21 protein-coding genes and 1 other annotated feature are annotated in these 24602 nt (G+C 42.8%); of the genes, 5 read left to right on the top strand and 16 right to left on the bottom strand.

Features of this window, described 5'->3' with window-relative positions; translation table 11 throughout:
• Positions 1-57 precede the first annotated feature (57 nt).
• From ACQEXS_RS11335 to ACQEXS_RS11320, 4 genes are all read left to right on the top strand, one after another.
• On the top strand, positions 58-2529 hold the full coding sequence (locus ACQEXS_RS11335; protein ID WP_427013901.1) for an EAL domain-containing protein: 2472 nt from the start codon (positions 58-60) through the stop codon (positions 2527-2529).
• A gap of 90 nt (positions 2530-2619) precedes the next feature.
• Positions 2620-5085 (top strand): EAL domain-containing protein, encoded by a 2466-nt coding sequence (locus ACQEXS_RS11330; protein ID WP_427013900.1) that lies wholly within the window; start codon positions 2620-2622, stop codon positions 5083-5085.
• Between the two features lie 56 nt (positions 5086-5141).
• The gene (locus ACQEXS_RS11325) at positions 5142-5822 is read left to right on the top strand and encodes a hypothetical protein (RefSeq protein ID WP_427013899.1); all 681 of its coding nucleotides are present in this window, start codon (positions 5142-5144) and stop codon (positions 5820-5822) included.
• 91 nt (positions 5823-5913) lie between these two features.
• A complete protein-coding gene (locus ACQEXS_RS11320; protein ID WP_367986731.1) occupies positions 5914-6114 on the top strand; it encodes a DUF4250 domain-containing protein in 201 nt (66 codons plus the stop codon).
• A gap of 11 nt (positions 6115-6125) precedes the next feature.
• Here ACQEXS_RS11320 and metR read toward each other — a convergent pair whose 3' ends face one another.
• Entirely contained in the window at positions 6126-7037 is a 912-nt protein-coding gene (metR, locus tag ACQEXS_RS11315) for an HTH-type transcriptional regulator MetR (RefSeq protein ID WP_427013898.1), read from the bottom strand.
• Between the two features lie 266 nt (positions 7038-7303).
• Here metR and metE point away from each other — a divergent pair, with 266 nt between their 5' ends.
• Positions 7304-9595: a 5-methyltetrahydropteroyltriglutamate--homocysteine S-methyltransferase gene (metE, locus tag ACQEXS_RS11310; protein ID WP_427013897.1), complete on the top strand. Its 2292-nt coding sequence runs from the start codon at positions 7304-7306 to the stop codon at positions 9593-9595.
• Between the two features lie 75 nt (positions 9596-9670).
• On the opposite strand, the gene ACQEXS_RS11305 is transcribed toward metE, so the two are convergent.
• The 15 genes from ACQEXS_RS11305 to ACQEXS_RS11235 all read right to left on the bottom strand — a co-directional run bounded on the left by ACQEXS_RS11305 (position 9671) and on the right by ACQEXS_RS11235 (position 24528).
• Positions 9671-10081 carry a GspS/AspS pilotin family protein gene (locus tag ACQEXS_RS11305; protein ID WP_427009326.1) on the bottom strand — a complete coding sequence of 137 codons (411 nt, stop codon included), beginning with the start codon at positions 10079-10081 and terminating at the stop codon, positions 9671-9673.
• A 2-nt stretch (positions 10082-10083) separates the two neighbouring features.
• Entirely contained in the window at positions 10084-10380 is a 297-nt protein-coding gene (locus ACQEXS_RS11300; protein ID WP_427009327.1) for a YciI family protein, read from the bottom strand.
• 174 nt (positions 10381-10554) lie between these two features.
• Entirely contained in the window at positions 10555-10935 is a 381-nt protein-coding gene (yciA, locus tag ACQEXS_RS11295; protein WP_367986726.1) for an acyl-CoA thioester hydrolase YciA, read from the bottom strand.
• A gap of 142 nt (positions 10936-11077) precedes the next feature.
• Positions 11078-11617 (bottom strand): septation protein A, encoded by a 540-nt coding sequence (locus tag ACQEXS_RS11290; protein WP_427013896.1) that lies wholly within the window; start codon positions 11615-11617, stop codon positions 11078-11080.
• An 88-nt stretch (positions 11618-11705) separates the two neighbouring features.
• Positions 11706-11957 (bottom strand): hypothetical protein, encoded by a 252-nt coding sequence (locus ACQEXS_RS11285; RefSeq protein WP_427009328.1) that lies wholly within the window; start codon positions 11955-11957, stop codon positions 11706-11708.
• Positions 11958-12047: 90 nt separating this feature from the next.
• Positions 12048-13679 (bottom strand): ATP-binding response regulator, encoded by a 1632-nt coding sequence (locus ACQEXS_RS11280; protein ID WP_427013895.1) that lies wholly within the window; start codon positions 13677-13679, stop codon positions 12048-12050.
• A gap of 910 nt (positions 13680-14589) precedes the next feature.
• The gene (locus ACQEXS_RS11275) at positions 14590-15771 is read right to left on the bottom strand and encodes an acyl-homoserine-lactone synthase (RefSeq protein ID WP_427013894.1); all 1182 of its coding nucleotides are present in this window, start codon (positions 15769-15771) and stop codon (positions 14590-14592) included.
• 167 nt (positions 15772-15938) lie between these two features.
• Positions 15939-17198 (bottom strand): dicarboxylate/amino acid:cation symporter, encoded by a 1260-nt coding sequence (locus ACQEXS_RS11270; RefSeq protein ID WP_427013893.1) that lies wholly within the window; start codon positions 17196-17198, stop codon positions 15939-15941.
• A gap of 326 nt (positions 17199-17524) precedes the next feature.
• Entirely contained in the window at positions 17525-18343 is an 819-nt protein-coding gene (trpA, locus tag ACQEXS_RS11265; RefSeq protein WP_427013892.1) for a tryptophan synthase subunit alpha, read from the bottom strand.
• Positions 18343-19533 (bottom strand): tryptophan synthase subunit beta, encoded by a 1191-nt coding sequence (gene trpB / locus ACQEXS_RS11260; RefSeq protein WP_427009333.1) that lies wholly within the window; start codon positions 19531-19533, stop codon positions 18343-18345. The genes trpA and trpB overlap by 1 nt, the downstream gene beginning before the upstream one ends.
• 66 nt (positions 19534-19599) lie before the next feature.
• Positions 19600-21027: a bifunctional indole-3-glycerol-phosphate synthase TrpC/phosphoribosylanthranilate isomerase TrpF gene (gene trpCF, locus ACQEXS_RS11255; protein ID WP_427013891.1), complete on the bottom strand. Its 1428-nt coding sequence runs from the start codon at positions 21025-21027 to the stop codon at positions 19600-19602.
• Between the two features lie 30 nt (positions 21028-21057).
• Positions 21058-22056: an anthranilate phosphoribosyltransferase gene (trpD, locus tag ACQEXS_RS11250; protein WP_427013890.1), complete on the bottom strand. Its 999-nt coding sequence runs from the start codon at positions 22054-22056 to the stop codon at positions 21058-21060.
• An 11-nt stretch (positions 22057-22067) separates the two neighbouring features.
• Complete coding sequence (locus ACQEXS_RS11245) at positions 22068-22661, bottom strand: aminodeoxychorismate/anthranilate synthase component II (protein ID WP_427013889.1); 594 nt, start codon at positions 22659-22661, stop codon at positions 22068-22070.
• A 5-nt stretch (positions 22662-22666) separates the two neighbouring features.
• Positions 22667-24229, bottom strand: a complete 1563-nt coding sequence (locus ACQEXS_RS11240; RefSeq protein ID WP_427013888.1) for an anthranilate synthase component 1 — start codon at positions 24227-24229, stop codon at positions 22667-22669.
• Between the two features lie 126 nt (positions 24230-24355).
• Positions 24356-24471, bottom strand: a sequence feature (Trp leader region).
• Positions 24418-24528 carry a Trp operon leader peptide gene (locus ACQEXS_RS11235; RefSeq protein WP_367986714.1) on the bottom strand — a complete coding sequence of 37 codons (111 nt, stop codon included), beginning with the start codon at positions 24526-24528 and terminating at the stop codon, positions 24418-24420. (Overlaps the previous feature by 54 nt.)
• Positions 24529-24602 lie beyond the last annotated feature (74 nt).

The raw sequence follows: 24602 nt of genomic DNA, 5'->3' as shown, positions 1-24602 counted from the left end.
TATAAAGAAGTTAGGTCACGACGAATCGTGGGCAATATGAGTACAAAGAGGTCTTATATGGATGAATATAACGAAGGGAGTCAGTATCATCCGCTGTATCCATTGGTTGAATGGCAATGGGATCTACAACAAGGTGATTTTAGTCTTGATCAAACGGCCAACCAACTCTTGCATGAGGCCGGTATTGTTGTGGATTCTATCGATGACATTTTATCGTTAATGACTCGTGAGCAACGATTGGAAATAAAAGATGCCGTGAAAAAGGTGCTACGTAGTGGCGAAGCGCAATACACGGGTTGTTGTCTCATGCCAACCAAAGGGCATTTAGTGTATGTTGAGGTGTATCTTGAGAAAGCAGACGCCAATACGTTGCAAGGTTATTTTAGGCCACTACTAAACTTACCTGTACAAGATGATTTATCTAACCTCTTTCATGCTATTTTTGAAAATCAGCACCACGGTATTTTAGTAACCGACTCCCAAACCCGGATCTTAGCGTGTAACCGTTATTTTGAACGTCAATCTGGCTTCCGACGTAGTGAACTCATTGGTTTGAAATCCAACATATTCAATGCAAATAAGCACTCTAAAGAGTACTACAAAGAGATGTGGCAAAGTATTCATACGAAAGGACATTGGTCAGGTGCAATTCTCAGCCAGTATGCAAATGGGGAAGTGATTCCTCAAGAGCTTACCATTCAAAAAATGAAGTTACGTGGAGACAGAACTTATTACGTCGGTTTGACTGTAGACCTGTCTGAACACTTCTATCGGTTGGAAGATAAAGAGGATGGGGGAGTAGAGTTACTGACGCAGTTGCCAACGAAGAGTATGTTTCTCACTTTGTTGCATGAACTCAGTTTATCTGAGTCTCGTAAGGGATTAAAAGTCGTGATTGCGTTTCGCCCTGAGTTTGATGAACAGCGAATATATGAGCGAAAGCAAGTATTATCAAATGCTTTGTCGCGAGCTCAATCATTGTCTTTTGCTGGGTACTTGGCAAATGGTGTATTTGCTGTTTGTATTGAATGTAAGCAGAACAAAAACAACGACGTAAGAAGTTTACAGCAAGGTATTCGACAGTTTTTTTGTGAGTTGAAGCAGGATGCTGGAGCCAAGGTCCACAGTGATGTTCTTAACGGTCGAATCGGTATTTCAGTATTAGGGCAGGATGCAGATAATGCGACCAAGTGTGTTACTCACGCACTGCAAGCAATGCTAGAAAACCATTCAGGGCAAGATAGTCATATCAGCTTTTATCACAGTGAAATTCACCATCGGATTGTACGGCGCAAGAGGCTTGAAGAGCACGTAAGCCATGTAATTCAAGGGCGAGCGCTGAACGTGCACTATCAACCTATCATAGATACCAGCAGTTGGAGAATTGCCAAGCTGGAAGCCTTATGTCGCTTCCCCAATATTGATGGTGAACCTGCCAGTACTCAAGAGTTAATTGAAGTGGCAGAAGATCTGGAACTTATCGCAGAACTGGATCGTGCCGTTGCAGAAATAGCGATGAAAGATCTCCCTGCACTACAGCAAGTACTTGGCGATAACGTGAGTCTAACTATCAATCGCTCTCTCAATACGCATATGGAGCCACAAAGAGTCCTCCAAGATACGGTGGAACTCATCAGTGAGCATGCGGCAGATCCGACTCAAATTACTATTGAGATCACAGAAAGTGCCTATTTTGACAGTGAATCAAGTCAAAGTAATGCGTGGCAAGCTCTTAGGGAGCTTGGTGCGACAGTGGCAATCGATGACTTTGGAACGGGATATTCTTCTTTTACGTATCTCAGTGATTGCCATTTTGATTTTTTGAAAATTGACCGAGAGTTTGTTTCTAATATCAATGCTGGTGAAACTAAATACAACATTGTAAAAATGATCACTGCGCTTTCTCATCAGCTCAATGTAAAAGTTGTCGCGGAAGGTGTTGAAACGATGGCTGAGCTTAAAATACTGAAGTCGTTGGGCATTGACTATATGCAGGGCTATCTTTTTTCCAAGCCTCTGGCTCTGGAGGATATCGCGCAGGCTCGTGAATACCAACAACGTTTGGCGGAACAACTTCACCAATCAAGCTCACAAGGGAAAGAAGAGTCGATAGTTGCTTTGATTGCAGAAAACGTAAGCCATTTAGACCCCGGTGACCCTATCTCACTTGTCAATGAACAGATGCAAAATAATCCAGTTGGTTATTTACCTGTGATCATCGATAAGCAATGTGTCGGTGTAGTATCTCAAGCTCGGCTGAACTTACATCTAACCCCTTCAATGGGAACCGATCTAGAAACCCTTAAAGAGGCAAATATTTGGCATCGTCCAATCAATACGGTTATGGACACCCATTTCTCTCAATTGAATATGGATACCCCTCTAAACGAACTAAGCTTATTGGTGGATGCACACCCTTTCCCTTGGGTAGTGAGTAACGAAAGAGATGAGTTTGTTGGTTTAATTGAGCAAGCCGAAGTGATTCGTTACTTGATGCAACTAACGACAAAAAACGAATGTGATGATTGACCTAACCAGTAGTAAAAATCTGCTAGAACTGCCGGATCTGACCTAATGTTATAGAAGATAAGTCTTCTTCATTGAATTTGGATTCGTATTATGAAGCGTTTGATGGAACAACCGTTATCTGAGCAAGAGTTTCATGCATTGCCTCATGTAGATTGGCAATGGTGCTTAGACGAACATCGGTTGGAAATTGATCGAGAGCTATGCAGCAGGGTGTTGGCCTCTCCAATGCCATCGATGACCGAGAATTTTCTTTTATCTTGCCTTAATTTTGATGATAAATCGGAATTGATCAAACAGTTTGAATCGGCTCACGTGCGCCAAGAGCCAGGCGTGTTCAGCTGCCCTTTGTATCTCGATAAAGGGAAAATCAGTTATGTGGAGTTCTCATACACGCCTAGCGTTGATAAAAGAATAACGGGTAGCTTATATCCTCTTTTATCGTTTCCTTCCAATGGTCAGGTATTTGGTAGCCTCTTTGATCAGCTTTTCGATAACCCCCATCGCGGCATTCTACTCGCAGACAGTAACAAACGTATTATGCTCTCCAATCACTACTTTCAAACACACAGTGGATACCGCAATATTGATTTGGTTGGCAATAGTTTATCGATGCTCAACTCAGGGAAACACAGTAAGGAGTTTTATCAGAAAATCTGGCTCGACATTGATGAAAGTGGATTTTGGAGTGGTGTCATACTGATTAAGGCCGCTGATGGTCGGATTATTCCTCAGGAAATGACACTGCAGCGTCTTCATTTGCGAGATCGCGTGTTCTTTATTGGCTATTTTCTCGACTTATCCAACCATTTATATCGCGTTCAAGATGTGGAACATGGTGGTGTTGAATTGCTAACTCAGCTGCCAACGGAACAGCAATTTACTCAGTCTGTTGCTACTCGATGGATGGATGGACAGGAAGAAAATGTCTGTTTAGTTGTGGCATTTATCCCTAAGTTTTCTGGTGATGATGAATTTGAGATGAAATCTCTATTGTCTGAACACTTGGCGAGAAATCGGGTTGCGACTCAGGTTGGCTACATTGGCGGGAATCACTTTGTCGCTTTCTTGGAATGTGAAAAATGTCAGGGACCGTCACAAGTTAGGATCATCCATCAGACGATTCGGCGTTTTTTTAGTGGACTTAACCAAAGCGCTGGAAAAGCCATTCATCGCGCTATTTTAAATGGGAAAGTCGGCGTTTCCGTTCTCGGACATGATACGCATAGCCCGAAACTCTTAGTTTCACATGCAGTGCAGGCGATGCTGGAGCAAACTGCAGAGTCGAAAGGTTTGATCACGTTTTATCACGGAGCCATTCATAAAGAAGTCTTACGGCGTAAGGAGTTAGAAGAGTGGACGGTGAAGTGCATAAAAAGCGGGAATGTGGAGGTGTTCTATCAACCGATTGTCGACGTGCACAATTGGGATATCGTGAAGTTTGAAGCATTGAGCCGATTTAAAACGCCCAATGGGAATATGTTAAATACACAGGAAATCATTACCATCGCTGAGGATTTAGATCTCATTGCTGATCTTGATTGGTGTGTTGGTAAGAAAGCGCTGCAAGATTTAGAGGTGATTCAACAGCGTTTTGGAGCTGGTTTAGGGCTGACAATCAATCGTTCTCTCAATACGAAACTGGAACCGGGAGAAGTATTAAAGAGTGCAGAACTGATGATCCGGGAGCACGCAAAAACGCCGCATTTGGTCACCATTGAGCTGACTGAAAGTGCTTATTTCGATAGTGAATCGCGACAATCCTCTCTTATTAGCAATTTACGTGAACAAGGGGTGAGTGTTGCGATTGATGATTTTGGTACTGGTTATAGCTCATTTACCTACTTGAGTGATTGCAATTTCGATTTATTAAAAATTGATCGTGAATTTGTCATCGATCTAAAAGTGGGGTCACATAAATACTACATTGTGAAAATGATCATCGAACTTGCCCATACGCTTGAAGTAAAAGTGGTGGCGGAGGGAGTTGAAACACGTTACGAACTCGAAGTGCTGTGCAGTTTAGGGGTGGATTATATTCAGGGTTATTTTTTCTCGAAACCTTTAGCGCTAGATGAGCTGGAACATGCGTGGGAGTATTTTGACAAGCTGGAAGATTTTCTTGAGCGTCGGTCAAGTGTCAGAGGTGTGGGGATATTGAGCATTACACATACGCATATTCCATGCTTAGAGCCGCAAGACACATTAGAGAAAGCAAAAGGACTGTTTGACTCAAATAATTTTAACATCGAGTTACTCCCCATCTTAGACGGTAATACTTGTGTTGGATTAATTGATCGTGAAAGCTTAAATTTTCACCTTTCTCCAACGTTGGGGACTAAATTAGAAACCACGAAGGATCTGACTATTTGGCAAAAACGATTAAATCAGGTGATGAGAACGGACCTATACCGGATTTCCTTCCAAACCAAGGTAACGGAAATTGCTGATTTACTGAAAAGTGGCGTCAACCCACCTTGGGTTGTGGAAGATGAAGCGGGTAACTATTTAGGAACCGTCACGAAGCGCGATGTGTTCGAGTATTTTGCTAATGGCTAATTCACTAAGTTTTGTTATTATCCGCGTCCAGACTTTATCATTGAACGCGACAACTTATGATCCCACAACTGCTTACGCTTTTGCCACCGATGTTATTAGGGGCTCAACTACTTTTGACCTTAATTTTAGTGAAAGGAGAGATTTGCCCGGGGCAGAGAGGGCGAATTCACAAGGTGCTTCCTGCATTGGCGATTTTATGGTTAGCCGTCGCTTCCGTGAAAATTCAATCTTTTCTAATTGTGTTTGCGTTAGCGTACTTCTACTCGCAAGTTCAAACCAAGAAAACCAGAGAACAAGGGCCGTTGTGGGTGATGTATCTAGCAAATGGATTAGCATTAGCGTATGTCGGCATTTTGGTTGCTGAGCAGCTAAGCCTTGCTTCTTCTATCTATTTATTCCTTCTTGTTCCGCTTCTTGGAGCCTCATTTGCCCATTTGCTGCTGATCATCGCCAAAACAAGGCTTCAAGCATTCCATCGTATTTTGCCTGTTGTTGGAGTGGTGAGTTCGATGTTGGTTTGCGTGACGATTTTACTAAAAGCTTACGGCTTTGACGCTCAGCAACTGACACAAGTCACGCCTTTGCTCCTTATTGGTTTAGCCCTAATGATTTCAGCGGTTGTTGTGTGGTGCTGGCATATATTCACGCACAAAACCGCTCATAAACTGCAGTTATTTGTCGCGATGGCTATGATGTTATCTGCCTCGGTATTCAATTTTGGCTTGTTTGCGCTCTAAGTAGCATTTCTTTAGACAGGCATCACTACTTTTTTCTGCCACTAACGCTAAGCTCTAAAGTAGGTTCGTGGGCGTGCAGAGGAGCAGTGCTATGGATTTAAGTAATGTTGGTAATTTGGACAGCATCATTTTGCTGGGTATTGTGAATGAGAAGCTCAGATTAGAGTGCGATAGCTTCGAAGAGTTGGTTTCCATGTATGAAATGGATGTCGAAACGGTTGTGGGCAAACTGGATATACTTGGCTATCAATATGACCCGCTCACGAATCAATTTAAATCATACGAAAGATAGCCAAATTCAATTTACGCCATCTTGATCCCTTCAAGGTGGCTTTTACATTGCTGGCGAGCGGTATTAAAGAAAGCTTGAAGGTAACGTTTCTCTTTCTCAGAATGACGGGTTGCCGCAAATAATCGTCGCCAAAGCCCATCACCAAGCGGAATGCTGGTAATTAAACCTTGTCTTGAAAACTCACTGATTGCCCAATTGGGTAATGCTGCCACCCCCAACCCTGCTGACACCATTTGAACCAACATCAATGTGTTATCGGCTTGTTTCCACTTTGCGGGCTCCACACTCGCTGGAGATAAAAAGTGCTTAACAACATCAAGTCGCTGCTTTTGTACTGGGTAGCACAGCATGGTTTCATTGGCTAAATCGTCTGGAACGATGCGTTCTTTGTCTGCCAATGGGTGAGTGGTCGCTGTGATTAAACGCATTTCAAAATCGAAGAGTGGTTCGTAGTGCACTTCAGAGCGTGGTTGAATGTCAGAGGTGATCACAAGATCCAGTTCACCACTCACTAAAGCAGGTAAAGGTTCAAAGCCAAAACCTGATGAAAAATCCAACGTTACACTTGGCCAAGCGACTTGATATTCTTTCAGTGCAGGCATAAGCCATTGAAAGCAAGAATGGCACTCAATCGCCATGTGAAGGCGGCCATTAACGTCCTCTTTGAGGCTTGCTATTTCATTCTCTGCTTTGGCTAATCTAGGTAAGATCTCATCTGCCAGTCTGAGTAAGATCTCGCCTTCAGAAGTGAAGCGAACAGGCCGGGTTTTTCTTAAAAATAATGGGTTACCAATTCTAGCCTCAAGATCCTTTAGCTGATGAGACAGAGCTGACTGCGTTAAGTGCAATGCTGTGGCAGTTGCCGTGAGCGATCCTGTGTCACGCAGTGAAGTCAGGGTCCTTAAGTGTTTCAGCTCAATCATGAGTTCCTCTCATTATGAATTCACCTTTATGAATTCTGTTAACAATACTCGGATTAAATAGAGCTGTAAACATCTAGATGGCCAAATCTATGGTGCTTAATATGAACAGTTTTATAACGTTACTCATTATTATGAATTTTTCTAATAAACAAGTTGAATAATTGGAGATTGTTCAAGTGCGTGATTAGCGAGATATTTTAGCCATCCAGACATCTTAATTGTCTGACCAAACATGAAAGAATTAACGAATCAGAAGGAATAGGGACATGGCTATAACAACACACATTCTTGGTTATCCACGTGTTGGTGAAAAACGTGAATTGAAGTTTGCACTAGAAAAGTACTGGCGAGGAGAAATTGATCAAGCAGAGCTAAAAGCTGTTGGTTCAACATTACGTAATAAGAACTGGCAAACTCAAACTGACGCTGGACTGAGTTTTGTGACTGCAGGTGATTTTGCTTGGTATGATCATGTACTTACGACCACGTTGTTACTGGGCCATGTGCCAAAGCGCCATCGTAACGGATTCCCTGATCTAGATACTCTATTTAAAGTGGGACGTGGGCAATCTCAAGCAAACTGCGGTTGTAATGGTAGTGCTGCATCCGATATGACCAAGTGGTTTAACACTAACTACCACTACATTGTGCCTGAGTTTAGCAAAGACGATTCGTTTGAAGTGAGCTGGCCACAGCTTTTTGAAGAAGTGAATGAAGCCACCAAAGCGGGACATAAGGTTAAGCCTGTTCTTCTGGGACCAATCAGTTACCTATATCTTGGTAAAGAAGTAGAAGAAGGATTTGATCGTCTAACGCTACTGCCACGCCTGCTATCTGCTTACCAAGCGATTTTTGCCAAACTTGCCAAACAGGGCGTGGAATGGGTGCAGATTGACGAACCTATTCTATCACTGGAGTTAGAGAAGCCTTGGCAAGATTCATTTAAACTGGCGTATCAAGTACTGCGTAGCGATATAAAAGTACTGTTGACCACTTACTTCGACTCAGTATCAGACACGTTAGACAAAATCGTCGAACTGGATGTGGATGGTCTACATATCGACTTGTCCGCAGCTCCGTCTCAACTTGATGATGTTGTAGAGAAGCTACCTCAAGGCTGGGTATTGTCTGCAGGTGTGGTAAATGGGCGAAACGTATGGCGCGCAGATTTGAGTGCTCAACTTGAGCGTCTTCAACCGCTTAAAGATAAGTTAGGGGACAATTTATGGGTAGCAAGCTCTTGCTCATTACTGCATAGCCCGGTGGATCTTGACCTAGAGCCAGCACTTTCAGAAAACGTAAGAAGTTGGTTTGCATTTGCAAAACAAAAAGTCACTGAAGTTGCGTTGTTAGGCAAAGCTTTAGAAGGCGATCAAGACGCTGTTTTGGCCTGTGATACTTACAGTGCACCGATCCAAGCGCGTAAGACGTCAACAGATGTCAATAAACCACAAGTTCAACACCGATTGAGTCAACTGACTAAAGCCCTAACAGAGCGTACAGCACCTTACGCGGAACGTGCTGCTCATCAGAGTGAAGTGTTGGGGTTACCTTTGTTTCCGACGACCACAATTGGCTCTTTTCCTCAAACCAGTGAAATACGTGTACAGCGCAGCGCATACCGCACGGGACAGCTATCTGAGGCGGAATATGAAACAGCCCTAAAAGGGCACATTGCCGATGCGGTAAAGCGACAAGAAGCACTCGATCTTGACGTACTTGTTCATGGCGAAGCTGAGCGTAACGATATGGTGGAATATTTTGCTGAAAATCTGGCAGGATTCCAAACCACCAAATTTGGTTGGGTTCAGAGCTATGGCTCACGATGCGTGAAGCCTGCAATTGTCGTGGCTGACATTGAACGTGAAAAACCAATTACAGTGGGGTGGTCTACTTATGCTCAGTCTCTTACCTCAAAGCAAATGAAAGGTATGCTTACTGGTCCTGTTACGATTTTATGCTGGACGTTCCCACGTGAAGATATTAGCCGTAAGGAGATTGCAGACCAACTAGCGCTCGCATTGAGAGACGAGGTGTCTGATTTGCAAGATGCAGGGATCAACATCATTCAGATTGATGAACCTGCCATTCGAGAAGGATTGCCATTGAAAAAGCGTGATCACAAAGCATATCTAGAGTGGGCAGTTGATGCGTTTAAAGTATCAGCAGCGAGTGCGAAACCAGAAACGCAGATCCACACTCACATGTGTTACTCCGAGTTCAATGAGATCATCGATTCTGTTGCGGCGTTGGATGCGGATGTGATTACGATTGAAACATCTCGTTCAAATATGGAACTGCTAAAAGCGTTTGAAGAGTTTAACTATCCAAATGAAATTGGCCCGGGTGTGTACGATATTCACTCTCCAAATATTCCAAGTGAAGAGTGGATTGAAGGTTTGATCAATACAGCCGCAGAAAAAATTCCAGCTCAACGCTTGTGGGTAAACCCAGATTGTGGCTTAAAAACACGTAACTGGGCCGAAACTGAAGCATCACTCGCTAACATGGTTTCTGCTGCGAAGAAGCTACGTAAGGAATTTGCAGAGCAAGCGTAAATTCATTAAAGCGAAAAAGAAAATGCCGACGTTATGTCGGCATTTTTCGTTTTGTATGTAGAACGAGACCAAACGCTATTGCGATTTTAGCTGGCTACAAGTCTCTTCTGAGATAAATTCATCTGCCATCAACTGCCCTCGGTTATTACGCATTTTAATGCGGTAGCTCAGGCCAACATCAAGGTTCGTTTTAGTATCAGGCGAAGTGCAGTAGCTGTTGATGCTGTATCTCAATACTTGCTGTGCAGGTTTTGAGTTTGGGGCGTCATCGTTGTAAACCATCATAATTTCAATCGTTGTTCCCTTGGCGTTGGCGCGCATAATCGATAACGGGCCAGATTCCAAAGGGAGTTCCGCTGCGAGCAAGTTCGCACGGTTGCTTGCCAGTAGCTCAAGGTGACGTTGTCGCTCGGCGTTCGATGAACAACCAGCGAGAAGAAGAATACTGCTAATGATGCAGCAGGTAGAGAGCAGCGCTTTTTTCATAATTAGAGTACTTTTTTAAATGGTTTTACAATAACTTTCTCATAAACGCCAGCAGCGACATATGGGTCGGCATCAGCCCAAGCTTGAGCCTCTTCTAACGATGAAAAATCTGCAATAACAGTAGAGCCGGTAAATCCAGCTTCTCCTGGGTTTTCTGAATCAATTGCTGGCATTGGGCCTGCGGTGAGCAATCGACCTTCGTTTTGTAATTGTTGTAGACGCTCAAGATGTTGAGGACGAACGCTCATGCGCTTTTCTAGAGAGTTTTCGATGTCTTGCGAAAAGATGACGTACCACATGACAATATCCTTGTTCGTAATGTGCAACCTGATTGAAGTCGTATAGGTTACAAGTTGAAATTGAAACTAACTCTACCGAATGTAACCACTTTTAAAAGTCGAACTATCATCAAAATGTGAAATTAGTCGTGAATGACCCTTTATTTCACATATTTAACTCACTGTACTATGTGGTTAATTAATAGCGCGAGGCTTGCCGTCAGAGTCAATAGCGACGTAATTAAATGTGGCATCACAGACCATAAAACGATCTTCTATTCCGTGTTCTTTCACCGGTTTTACCCATACTTCTAAATCGATGCTCATTGATGTACGACCAATTTTAGTACACTCACCGTAACAACAAACCACATCGCCAACTTTCACGGGTTTCTTGAAAGTAATACTGGAGACAGAAACCGTAACAATGCGGCCAGAGGAAATCTCTTTGGCCAATATGCCACCAGCTAAATCAAGCTGTGACATGATCCATCCACCAAATATGTCGCCATTGGCGTTGGTGTCAGCGGGCATTGCAAGGGTTCTAAGTAATAATTGGCCTTTAGGTGAATTCATTTTCGGACTCGTTTCAACATCTACAACAAACAAAACAGCGACCAAAGTGGTCGCTGAAAAAGTGTCACAATTATACCCAAGTAACCTCGAGATGCTAGGCTCAGTGAGATTGACTTAGTTTACAAATGTGGTGGTGATTTAATTATTCCTCTTGGCTGTCTTTTGGCAGATGCTTGTAGATATAGATGCCGGTCAGCAAGGTAAATCCAAATGTCGCAGCAAGTAGGCCAAATACTTTGAAGTTGACCCACACATCGAGTGGAAGTTTAAAAGCAATATAAATGTTTAATACTGCACAGAGAGAGAAAAACGTCACCCAAGCCCAAGTGATCTTTGCCCACACAGTATCGGGAAGTGAGATCTCTTTGCCTAACATGCTTTTGATTGCTGATTTGCCAATGATATGACTTGTTGCCAGACCTATCGCAAACACAAGGTATACGATGGTGACTTTCCACTTAATGAAGTTGTCATCATGTAAGAAAATGGTCATTCCACCAAAGATTGCAACCAACACAAACGTGATTAATTGCATTTTTTCTACCTTTTTGTATAGCGCGTATGTAATGACCAGTTGTATCGCTGTTGCGGCGATTAGAGCGCCAGTAGCAACATAGATGTCATACAATTTAAAGAGTGCGAAAAATATAATTAGTGGAATAAAATCAATAAGCAGCTTCATTTTTAACATCATTAAGCATAAATGGAATGCCCGACAGTGTATCTAAATAACTGCCAGGACAAAACCATCAGGGATAAATAGGTTGGATTTAGCGTCTCAGCATATCCGCTTCGAGACGGGGGATAAGGCGCTTAATGTCTTCGAGATAACCTTCTTCTCTCAAGCTCTCTACAGTTATTTGCAGCTCGGTATCGCTCATAGAAAAGCAGCAAGATTTTCCGGTCATGAGATTAAGGTATTGGTGATATTCCGTTTCGGTAAAGTGGCCGATTCGATCAACAAGTAAGCTCTTAATACCATGATGAATGAGATGGTAGTAGGTGTGTCTGTGCAGCTCCATAACCAGTACTCCTATGGAGAAAGAAAGCGACAAGGTCAAGATTTTGCCGCCTCAAATTATCGTTGTACTGGTGAAGCATATTCAATGCCATTAGTGAGCGACGGCGATCTCATTGTTTGATATCGAGTTGGCTTCCTCAGGAAAGTATCGCTTCAATAACTCGCTTAATGCTTGTTTTGTCGTTGGTTTTGTCAACCTGTCGTCCATTAACAGATCGATAAGTTCTAATTCCCTTTCCCCAGACTCCCCAGATAGCGCAACAATTGGCAAATCAGGACGGAACTGCTTAATCGCACGACTGGCATCAAAGCCATTCAAAACAGGCATTTGGATATCCATTAAAACCAAATCAACGGAATTGGCTTTGACTTGTTCAATCGCTTTCAGACCGTTATTCGCTTGTATAACGTTCACGTTTAACTGATCAAGGTAGAAGATGACTAACGATCTTTGAACTTCTTTATCGTCAACGACGAGTACAGTAATGTCAGACGTAGATTCCTTGAGAGCGACAGGGTCATCCAAAAGTTGCTCGGAAAGTATCGGCTCTGGTGTGAAGAAAAATGATGAGGAGACTAACTCTTTGTTTAGAGGTAAATCTTGAGCGGGAAATATTAACTTAAACGTTGTTTTCTCTCCTTCAACAGATTCACACTCAATTTTCCCGCCAAAGGATTGCATAACACGGCGGCAATAGCCCAAACCTAAGCCACTGCCACCGCTTTTATTGTGAGAAAAGAAGTCGTCAAAGATACGATGTTGGAATTCACTTGGGATACCTGGTCCTGTGTCAGTAAACAAGACGTAGTTCTCAAACTTGCTTTTATGAGTACTGATTTCAATTTGACTGTCAGGATAGGAGTCAAAATAGTAGAGCGCATTGCGAAGTAAATTGAAAATGACAAAATTAAACAAAGTATCGTTTACTCTAGCAACGAAGTCTTGTTGAGTATTGAGGTGGACCCTTGCCCGAGAAGAGGAGTTCTCGAAGGCATAACGCTCAACGGCTTGCTCAATTGCTCGTTTCATCGACATTGGCGTTGATGGCTCACTTTCCAATGATGAGTCACTCACTTCACGCAAAATAATGTCGATTAACTGGCGTCCTCTGGAAATAGCAGCGTTGCCTTTTCTCACTTCACTCAGCAGCAACTCTGGAGAATCGCCTCGTTCAATACGATGGCTTAACATCTCAAATTGTAATTGAACTTGCGCTAAAGGATTGCGCATCTCGTGTGCAATAGAATTAGCTAAAGCTTGGGATTGCCTGACTTTACGATCGGCGTTGATATAGCCTTGAGCTTTCACAAACACACTTTGAAGCGCTTGAATTTCTTCACTAAAGAAAAGTTTTCCATCCCGTTTACGATTTGCTAGCAATAGGTGTGACAAGCGATCTGCGTGGTCAAAAATGGGCAAAACCAAAGCAACATTATTGTGGTGCATTTTCTTTAGATGTTCCGGCATTAACCCTTCACTACCAGTTTCTGAGCCAAGTAGGAGCTCTTCAAAAACTAAAATATTGCCTTTCTTTCTAAACTGGGACCGATAAAGCTGCTCTTCCTGATCGCTGGAAATCGTTTGAAGATCATAGTCACTAATATTGAGTATTGTTGCTAGCTTATGCATTGCCTGAGTTGTGGACTTCTGAAATGTATCAGTGAGCGCATAAATTTGCTCTTGTGGTGTTGATGTTGTGCCATACACAACTCTGCTTGCCATCGGCTTGACGCGTGAATACACCCATTTCCAAGTGATGGCAGTTGCAATACAGCTTATTGCAATTGTGCCAATCTGATCAGACTTCGAGAACAACTGGATGAGAGCAAACAATGGAATGATGATTAATCCGCACGTTATTACTGTTTTCAACGCAGTATAAAGAATATGCCTACTGCTATAAAAACGAGCCGTTATTAGAGCATATCCCATTAGCAACATTTCCGTTATCGATAGAGCGGGGGGTAACCAGGCTAATGAAAAGTCATTCCATAAAAAAGGAACGATGACATGTATTAGAAGTGTTGAAAACATAAACACACTAATACCAACTATCATATAGATAGAGCGAACCTGATGAATTGATATTGAACTCTTAGAATAAATAATAAGATTTCTGAATGTTAATATAATCAGGATTAATACGGTTAAGAAGAAACTAGAAGTGGCAGGGCCAAAGTCAAGTATGAAACTACCTTTGTCTATTATGGTGATACCGGAAATAGTAAGTCCCGGCATTAAATTGGAGTAAAGAACATAGCCAGTAAAGAGGATTAAAGTTACGTGGCTAAAAAGTTCATAAATACTTGAGTTTAAGTGCCGTGTTAGTTTTAGTGATACAAGAAAAGCAAACGCAAATGCTGAATATGAGCTTATATTAGCAATAATAGCTAGTGTTATTGCCATTTCCTCTCCAAAGTTAGTTAGTAAAGGAGAGTGAAAATAAGCATTGCTTGCAATCCATGTCATGATCGAAATGGAGTAAAGAATATACGGGATTGCAATACCTTGGTTAAATCTATTATTTTCTTTACGAATAGATTTAGCAAAATGACCAATCCAAAGTGCGACTACGAATACTGCAGCAAGCAATAAAGATAGTACAGGATTAGATATTACCTCTTGAGATAGGCTATTCATACGCTAGATTAGCCTCTTGTTTTTGCTGAATCACAAGTTTGCTGTAGCTTTTAAAATTGTGTTGTTCAAAACTTTTTGCAAGATTCTCTATCAACCACATTCCTCGATAAGTAAATAACTTATTTTCGTTAATAGAGTAGCGTGCGAGATCAACATAATTCCCTGGCGCGAGTGCACGATAAAAGCGTAATAACCATGAGTTATCTATGATTGTGTAAGCGATTTCAAACCCATTAAGGGATAATGATTTTGCCATTTCTTTTTGCGCCAGATACAGAATAAACAGTCGTTGTTTGGTTGAGCCAGAAGTTGATAGCCTGAGTATTTCACAAGCTTTATCGCCATTACAAATGAGACTGGAGCATTCTTTGTCAAAACTGCGAAGTGATGTGTGTTTTGGCGGCATATACTTAAAGACTTGTAGTTGACTAATGGATTCAAAATGGTTTTCCCTTGCAAGCATTTCCCATCCATCATGCTGGAAGAAAGGGGAGAAGCTTAACCATGAATGACGTTCACTCCAATCTTGAACCAGAGCACTAGAGGCTAGAATGGGATAGCTATCAGTTAAGCGTAGCAGAACAAAATGACGTCCTTCTGCTGACAGGGACAAGGTGTCTAAAAGCTCGAACCACTTTTGTTCCAGTACAAACAAATGAATGTTTGAAACTAAGATAGCGTCCTTTAGCGAGTACACGCCGGGTTCGTAAGGAGTTTTTACTTGGAGATCCGTCGTGCTGATATTTTCTACCAGCTGCCCAGTGTACTCATCTTCATTCAGGCTGATTGAACAACGCTCATCACAATGGCCTAAACATCTTGATTTGACTTTATGTAACTCATAGCTTGCCCACATCTTTAAAATTGAGTCGAAAAATTTCAAGGCAAATTTTTCTATTAAAAGATGCTCAGATTGTGGTGATAGATATGAGTCTTCAATAATTAGGCTTTGATATTCTTTGGAAGCGAATATTTTATTTAAATTGTCATTAATAAAATTTGGGTTATTTCTTAGAAGTGTTTTTTTTCTGCTTTCAACAATTATTGATAACAAAGAGTGAATAGATTCTGTTCTTTCTAGTTCAACGATAAAATTAAAAATGTCATTAATTTGCTCATTAGTTAATTGTTGATAATTTAGAAAGTAATTAGATAGAAAATTTGTGATTTTCATAGGCTAGCCAACGTTTTTATTGTGTTTTTTGTATATTCTTCCTGATAATAACAAAAACATGATTTATACGGCTAACTTTTTGAGAAATAGCGCAACCTTATGCATAAAAAAACCACCATACTTGAGAATGGTGGTTTTTAAAAATAATAAGATTATGCGTTTATTTATTAAACTTGCTGTTTTGCTAGTTCAGCTTCTTCTTTCGATTCTTCTACTAAAGCATCAACAATTACGGCACAAGCCGCATCACCAGTGATGTTCAGTGCGGTACGAATCATATCGAAGATACGATCGAGAGCAAATAGAAGTGGTAGACCTTCAATTGGGATACCCGCAGCTAGAAGTACTGCAACAACTAGGAATGATGGGCCAGGAACTCCGGCTTGACCTACTGCACCTAAAGTCGAAGTTACGATAATAGCGATATAAGCTCCAATACCTAAGTCAACGTTGAAGAGTTGTGCGAAGAAAATCGCAACCAAACCATAGTAGATGGCATTACCTGACATGTTGATTGTTGCACCAAGAGGTAGAACAAATGATGCCGTTGAGTTTTTCACTCCCAGCTCATGTTCACAGGTATCCATGGTGACTGGCAGCGTCGCCATTGATGATGCGGTAGATAAGGCAACTGCTTGAGGCTTCTTCATTGCCGTAAGAAACTTTTTAGCAGATGTCTTAGTGAATAGATGCACCATTAACGGGTAGGCGACAAAGCCAAAAATAAGGATTGCTGCGATATAAACAATGAATAGTTTAAATACGACCATGAGAGCGGCAAAACCAAAGGTACCCACAGCTTCAGCCATTAAGCCAAATACACCAATTGGTGCGATGATCATGACTTTATTGATCATCCAAACCATGGCATCAACAATGCAGTTTACGCCGTTTATGATTGGTTCACGTTTTTCTTTCGCTTGCTTTGAAATCGCAATACCGAAGAACATGCAGAATACAAGAATCTGGAGGATATTTGCTTCATTCAGTGACTGAAAAACGTTGGTTGGGATCATACCTGTAATGGTTGCCCAGAAAGAAGGTAATTCACCTTTAGAAGCGTACTCGGCAGAAAACATGCCTTCTACACCAGATAAGTCGATACCGATGCCCGGTTTAAACACTTCACCCATAAATAGAGCAAGTGCAACTGCCAGCGCGGAGGTAAGGCCAAAATACCCTAGGGTGATCACGCCCACTTTACCTGCTGATTGGCTGTTACCTAAGCCAGCAGCACCAGATATCAATGCAACGGCGACTAAAGGAATAACCAACATTTTTATTAGATTAATAAAGATTGCGCCCAAGGGAGCAAAAATGGTGGCGCTATGACCCATTAAGGCACCAACGGCAGTACCCGCGATCATTGCAATGACAACCTGTACGCCAATATTGTTTAGCAAACTCTTTTCTTTTAACACTTCCATAACCTCTGTGCTAATAAATTTTAAATTCCTGGATATTGACACCGCAAACAAAGATTAATTTGGGTGAATATCTTGCCTTGCTTTTTACATGTATCCTTTACATTTCGCAACATCATTACAATGAGGAATGCCGTTCTATTCGTATTTTTATTGATGATTGGCAAAAAAATGTACAAAAGAAAACGTTTGCTATTTGTATGTGTTATTTATCTCGTAAAAATACAGATGGTGCGAATGAAAGATGCGGGGAGAGATTAGGTGAGTTTTTGTTAAAAAAAAGATCGATTCCTTAGGTTGATTAAGAAATCGATCTCATAACATTTTATTTAACTTTTCAGTTGTTTTTGAGTGGCAGATTTCATCGAAGAAACAAAACCAGCAAGTTGCTTTAACATGACTTCAGGTTGTTCTATGTGTTTCTCGATGATTCTTACCACGGCAGAGCCTGAGATTGCACCAGCAGCTCCAGATTCCAACGCTTGTTTAACTTGAGCTGGCTCAGATATACCAAAACCTAGTAAAGATGGTGGTGCCTTGAATTTATTGAGCTTGTCCAGCATATCTCCTACAGGCATATTGGCTTTAGTTTCTGCCCCTGTCACACCTGCTCGAGAAAGTAGGTAAGTGTAGCCTCCTCCAAGCTCTGCAACCGATTTGAGTGTCTCATCGGATGCAGTTGGTGGAGCAATAAAGATAGGGTGGATGCCAAACTTTTGCGCCGCAGCAACGAATTCAGTACTTTCATTTGTCGGTACGTCAGCGATAAGCACGGAGTCGATACCTGCTTGTGCACAGCGCTCATAAAAGTGCTCAATACCGCGTGAGTAGACAAGGTTGGCATACATCAGTAAGCCGATCGGCAGGTCAGGGTACTTATGGCGGATCTTACCGATCAGCTCAAAACAAATATCAGGGGTTGTATTTGAATCGAGTGCACGAATATTTGCCCCTTGGATTGTTGGCCCATCAGCCAGCGGATCCGAGAAAGGAATGCCAAGCTCTAATGCATCGGCACCCGCTTCCACCAAAGTTTCCATAATTTGGAGAGACAGATCAGGGTTAGGATCTCCCACCGTTACGAACGGTACGAATGCACCTTGTTTTTTTTCATTTAGGCGCTCAAACATCTTTTCATAACGGCTCATTAGATCACTCCTTTTTCTTCTAAGATTGCGTGTACAGTGAAGATATCTTTATCACCGCGTCCAGAAAGGTTGACGACGAGTAGCTGTTCTTTTTCTGGGTTATTTCGTGCCATGCGCAGGGCATGTGCTAAAGCGTGGGAGGATTCAAGTGCTGGAATAATACCTTCGCTACGAGCGAGTTCTTGGAAAGCATCAAGCGCTTCATCGTCCGTGACATTGTCATACTCTGCTCGACCAATGGCATTTAAATGAGCGTGCTGTGGGCCAACCGATGGGAAATCCAAGCCCGCAGACACTGAATAAGATTCTTCAACTTGGCCGTTTTCATCTTGCATCAACGGTGCTTTCATACCAAAGAATATACCGGTTTTACCATGTTTCAGTGGCGCGCCGTGTTGGTCGGTATCAATGCCTTTACCAGCAGGCTCGACACCAATTAAGCGGACACTTTCTTCTTCTATAAAATCAGCAAACATACCGATTGCATTTGAACCACCGCCAACGCAAGCGATGATAGCATCAGGTAAACGTCCTTCGCGGGCAAGGATCTGATTTTTTGTTTCTTCACCTATCATTCGTTGGAATTCACGAACAATGGTTGGGAATGGGTGAGGACCTGCTGCTGTTCCTAGCAAATAGTGTGCATCTTCATAAGTTGCAGACCAGTCGCGTAGTGCTTCGTTACAGGCATCTTTTAAGGTCGCTGAACCTGAATGAACTGGTATAACTTCAGCTCCCATCAGCTTCATACGAAAGACATTTGGACTTTGGCGCTCGACATCTTTTGCTCCCATGTATACGCGGCATTTTAAGCCAAGTAGGGCACAAGCGAGTGCGGTTGCAACGCCATGTTGACCAGCGCCTGTCTCAGCGATGATCTCATTTTTGCCCATGCGCTTGGCAAGTAGAGCTTGACCAAGAACTTGGTTTGTTTTGTGGGCTCCACCATGAAGCAGGTCTTCACGCTTAAGGTACAGTTTGGTTTTTGTACCTTTAGTGAGGTTACGCGTTAATGTCAGTGCGGTTGGGCGGCCTGCATATTCTTGCAATAAACTCATGAATTCGCTGCGAAAATCTGGGTCTTCCTGAGCATCAATAAAGGCTTGTTCCAGTTGCTCTAGTGCTGGGACTAAAATTTGTGGTACGTATTGACCACCGTATTCGCCAAAGTAGGCATCCAATTTAGCCATTTTTAATTCCTTGTTTCAGTATGAGATGAATGTCATCTCAGAAAAATTTGTCTTAATCATTCGTAACTAGTAGTTGCGGATAGCGGCAAAAGTTTGCTCAAGCTTTTCTTTGTCTTTTTTCCCAGGCGAGTTCTCTACGCCAGAGTTTAGATCAAGTCCTAGGCAACCTTGTTGTGATGCTTTTTGTGCATTGAAAGGGTTGATGCCTCCGGCGAGCATAACTTTTGATGGGTCGGCTATCAGCGACCAATCAAATACCAAACCCGTACCGCCAGTTTGAGTGCCTACTTTGGTATCGAGTAGGTGGCGATCAATATCGACACCGATTAATTCAGGGACAGTATCCGTTACGCCGTAAGCTTTCCAAACTTCCACTCCGCTAGGCAATTGAGCGGCGAGGGTAGTTACAAAAGTTTGATCTTCCGTTCCGTGCAGTTGAACCGCTTTTAATCCCAACTCGTTCACTCTGGTTAAGATGAAATCTAAGTCGTGGTTTTGGAAAACACCAACAAAGTTCAATGGTGCTCCGCTCATCACCAAGCGGGCATGTTCAAGGTCGATGGCACGTTTTGATTGCTCGACAAAGATAAGTCCACCAAATACTGCACCAGCTTGATAAGCTTTAGCCGCATCATCAGGATGTGTCAGCCCACAGACTTTGTTTTCACCGAGTGTTACTTTCCTAACCGCGAGCTCTAAGTTGTCTTCTGCCATCAAAGAACTCCCAATCAAAAATCCATCCGCATAAGCGGCTAGATCTCGGACTTGCTGGTGTGTGTAGATACCAGACTCCGAAATGATCGTTGCGTTTGGTGCGAGTTCTCGGATGGTTGGTGCGAGCTCTTTGGTGCGATTCAGGTCGGTTGAGAGATCCCGTAAGTTACGGTTATTGATACCAATCACTTTTGCGTTCAATTTGACAGCGCGGTGCAGCTCTTCCTCATTGCTGACTTCAGTCAAAATGCCCATATTCAAGCTGTGAGCGACCTCTGCGAGTGCTTGGTACTCTTCATCATTGAGTACCGATAACATGAGTAAAATTGCATCAGCAGAGTAATGGCGCGCAAGGTAAACCTGATAGGTATCGACCATAAAGTCTTTGCATAGAACGGGCTGCTTTACTTGCTTGCGAACCTGAGGCAGAAAATCGAAACTACCTTGAAAGTACTTTTCGTCGGTTAGTACAGAAATTGCGTTCGCATGGTTATTGTAGACAGAGGCAATGTAATCCAAATCGAAGTCAGCACGAATGAGGCCTTTGGAAGGCGATGCTTTTTTACACTCAGTAATAAATGCGGTTTTTCCGGTATTGAGTGCAGCATAGAAATCGCGATCAGAAGGCTCGATGGTTTGTTGAAAACTGTCTAACGGTTGGCTTTTTTTTCGCTGCGCTACCCATTGGTATTTATCGCGAACAATTTTTGCCAATACTTCGGCCATCTGTGCTTCATTGACAGAAACATGGTCGGATAATTTATCTTGTGTCTGAGTCATTTTTCTACCTTGTTTGTAGAGCGTTGCTAACTACGCATGTTGGGCGAGTTGTTTCACCAGCTCATATGCCTTACCAGAGTTCATAGCATCAATCGCTAGCTTTGTATTGGCTTTCAAATCTTCGTGGCCAAATAGACGCATTAAAAGTGCGACATTGACTGCCACTGCGCCAAGTTGGGCTTCAGTCCCTTTACCGGTCAGGATATTCGTGATGATGGCTTTGTTTTCTTCCGGGTCGCCACCTTTAATTGCATCTAATGGATGCTCGTTAACACCAAAATCAGCAGGGGTTAGGGTATATTCGGTGATCTGGCCATCTTTTATTTCAGCGACGGTTGTTTTGCCGTGAATCGCCACTTCATCTAGCCCGCTACCATGAACAACGGCCGCTCTCTTCATGCCCATTTGAAGCATGGTTTCAGCAATTGGGCGTACCAGCTCTTCGCTGTAAACACCCATTAGCTCGATATTTGGGCGAGCAGGGTTAATCAATGGCCCCAAAATATTAAAGATGGTGCGAGTTTTCATTGTTTGACGAACTGGCATGGCATGGCGAACACCACCGTGATACTGAGGAGCAAACAGGAAAGCGACCCCAAGTTTATCTACCGCACTGCGGGTATCTTCTGCGCTCATTGCCAAGTTGATACCGAATGAGTCCAGTAAATCAGATGAGCCCGATTTACTGGATACACTACGGTTACCGTGTTTTGCGACTTTTAAGCCACAAGCGGCAGCCACGAAAGCGGCGGTTGTCGAAATGTTGATGGTGTTATGACCATCGCCTCCTGTTCCTACAATGTCAGCGAAGTCGTAGTCTGGACGAGGAAATGGATTTGCGTTAGCCAATAGTGCTTTCGCTGCACCAGCAATCTCATCTGGCGTTTCCCCTTTAATTTTTAGGGCCGTAAGTGCAGACGCCATTAAAATTGGGTCAAGCTCACCACGAATAATTACGTCAAATAGTTGTTGGCTTTCTTCTTGAGTCAGTGATTGTTGGTCATAAAGCTTATTAATAATCTGTTCCATGATATCGTTCCTTATTGTTGTCCTTTCTTGCCTAGTGCCCAATCAATCGCATTCGTGAGTAACGTCGCTCCGTATGTCGTCATGATAGATTCCGGATGGAATTGAAAACCACAGACTTTGTCTTCTTCTTGTACCACTGACATCACCAAGCCGTCTACTTCGGCAGTAATGGTCAAAGAACTCGGAACTTGAGTGGCAACAAGTGAATGGTATCTAGCGATAGCAAGAGGAGAAGGCAGCCCCTGATAAGTAGGATGGCTTTGATGCGCCATCATAGATACTTTTCCATGAATGATTTCACCTGCGCCAGCAACTTTACCTCCGTAAGCTTCCACAATGGCTTGGTGTCCAAGGCAAATACCAATCATAGGCACTTTGCCTTTTAGACGTCGGATGATTTCTGGCATAGAACCGGCGTCTGATGGAGCACCAGGTCCGGGAGAAAGGAGAACCACTGGGTTTTCAAGTTGTGAAACCGCCGTCTCAATGCTTTCTGCGGCAATACTATTGCGATAAATCGTGACATGGTGACCTAATGCACGGAACTGGTCGACCAAGTTATAGGTAAATGAGTCGAAGTTATCGATAAATACAATGTTCGCCATGTCGATTACTCCTTATGAGCGGCTTGAATAGCTGAGATAACCGCTTGTGCTTTGCCACGAGTTTCGTCTGCTTCAGCTTGCGGTTCAGAATCGAAGACAACACCTGCACCTGCTTGGACTTGAGCAATGCCATTTTCAACATAAGCAGAACGTATAACGATACACGTGTCGAGCGTCCCTTCTCCGGTTAAGTAACCGACTGCGCCACCATAGCTGCCACGACGCACACCTTCAACGTCTCGAATTAATTGCATTGCGCGAATTTTTGGTGCGCCAGTAAGCGTGCCCATATTCATGCATGCTTGGTAGGCGTGAAGCGCATCTAAATCGTCACGTAACTGACCGACAACTCGCGACACTAGGTGCATCACGTGGCTGTAGCGGTCGACTTTGAGTAGATCAGCCACATGGCGAGTACCCGCAGCTGAAATACGAGCCACATCATTACGGGCAAGATCGACCAGCATCATGTGCTCTGCATTTTCTTTTTTATCGGTTCTTAGCTCTAATTCAATGCGGCTATCGAGGTCAAAGTTAATTTCCCCATTAGGATGCTTCCCACGACGACGGGTTCCTGCAATCGGATAAATTTCAACTTGGTTCGTATCCGTTTCATATTTCAGTGCACTTTCCGGAGAGGCTCCGAACAAAGTAAATAACTCATCCTGCATATAGAACATATAAGGGCTTGGGTTACTTTGTTTAAGTGCTTTGTATGCGGACAATGGTGAAGGGCATGGCAGTGTAAAGCGTCTTGACGGTACAACCTGAAATACATCACCTTTGACAACAAACTGCTTTAAATCCTCAACGATATTGCAAAACTCAGGATCAGAGATGTTAGTTGTAAGTGGCACATCGCTCAGTTTCTTAGCGTCAGGTAGAGCTTTAGGGCTAGCGCATTGCTGAGCAATATCAGCAATGCGTGCTTCAAGCGTGCTTTTCTGAGACGTATCGGTAAATAGGGTTGCTTGAAGCTGACAAGATTGGGTTTGATGGTCGACAACCAACAAGGTTTCTGCAACGTAAAAGACGTAATCCGGACATTGGTTATCGGCTTGTGCATCACCAAGCGGTTCAAAATTTGCTACTAAATCGTATGCAAATAGACCACCTAGGAAAATCGCATGCTTGTGTAATCCAGTAAGATCAAAGCTATGTTGGATCAACCTTAACGCATCGAATGATGAAGCTTCGCGGAGGCGGGAGTCTTCGTCGAGCGTATCGCAAGGTGAAGCGAATTCTAGTGTGAGGGTGGAGCCATCAAACTGCAGTGGAATATCATCACGAATATTGTCGCTAAGATGGATGAGCAACTGCGTGCCATTTTCTGTTAGTGCCGTCATGGTAACGGTGTGACCATAACAAACAATACGCACTGCTGAATCGACGATCAGTAAGCTTTTTAAGTTTTGTTTAGAATCAATCTCCGCCGATTCAAGCAGCAAGCTGTCGGTTTTGTTTTCACATAATGAGTGAAAAAGCTGAGTAGGATCGGGGCTGTATGGCACCGACGTATTGATCAGTTCAATCTTTCCTAGCTTTTTGATTTCAATGGCCTTGTTCACAAGACCTCCTTTTAATCTTTTCAATCTTCCTACCGTACATACTCGCATAAAGAAAACGTTCACCCAATCTGGAACTGCGCTTAACTGATGATTGTTTAACCGGTTGAATGTGATATGTACGACAAAATAAAAAAGCCCGCTTTGGTAGCGGGCTTGGTGATGTCTTTTTTTGTTTAGTCAGCGATAAACTAAAAGTACACGTGAGCCCACCAGGAACTTGACCAAGTGCGCCACCAGCTCATCTCTGCACATTGTGCAGTGATTTTTGCTTTCTGCTGTTGGTTAAATTCTTGTAACATAGTGAGCCTTAACAAATTGCCTTGTAATTGCGTACTAGTTAACTAGTTCGGAGATTAAAAGTCAACTCTTTAGA

The sequence above is a fragment of the Vibrio sp. TRT 17S01 genome, from assembly GCF_050113695.1.
Taxonomy (GTDB): Bacteria; Pseudomonadota; Gammaproteobacteria; order Enterobacterales; family Vibrionaceae; genus Vibrio.
The sequence above is the reverse complement of the archived record's forward strand: the minus strand, read 5'-3'. Positions and strand labels throughout refer to the sequence as shown.